This is a genomic window from Fulvivirga sp. AWR4_260 (assembly GCF_056158185.1).
In genome coordinates, this window is record NZ_JBSWSU010000010.1 from 3,590 (window position 1) to 4,148 (window position 559).

General features: G+C 37.2%; 1 protein-coding gene. It reads left to right on the plus strand.

What is annotated here, in order from left to right; genetic code table 11:
- The first annotated feature begins 101 nt into the window (after positions 1-101).
- Complete coding sequence (locus tag ACXACQ_RS06340; protein WP_474975096.1) at positions 102-434, plus strand: hypothetical protein; 333 nt, start codon at positions 102-104, stop codon at positions 432-434.
- The last annotated feature ends 125 nt before the right edge of the window (positions 435-559 follow it).

The window sequence follows — 559 nt, forward strand, 5'->3', positions numbered from 1 at the left end:
TACATAACATTACGTATTGCTAAGGTTAAGTTTGTCATACTCGTGTGCTCACCCAGCACCTAAAGCATAAAATTGAGTATTTTGATGAGCTAAATAGTTATGTGGTCAAACATCACCATGAATTTGATTGGAAAATTGCTGCAGATTCTTTTAAGTTGAAATTTCCAGAAACAAACAACGCAATAAGTAAATTGATAAAAGACTTTGAACTAACAGAAATTCAAGTTCATGAGGTTAAGGGCAAAGGGTCTCCATTGGGAATTGCTTATAGGTTAGGCTCCAGGGCACAAAAACCCTTTAAATATCTATTATATTCAAGTGATGAAAAAATTAAAAGCAACTTTGAGAGTTATGAGCAATTTGTAGAATGTGGGACAAAAGAACAGATAAAACCTAAATGGTCAATAGTTACTATCACAGATTGTACGGATTAGATCTTACCCCCCCCCCTGGTCGTAGGTTAAGCGTAGCGGTCCTACGACCTACAGTGTGCAAGAGCATTTGCTCGGAATAAGATAAAGGTGCTGGGTGAGCACACGAGTATGACAAACTTAACCTT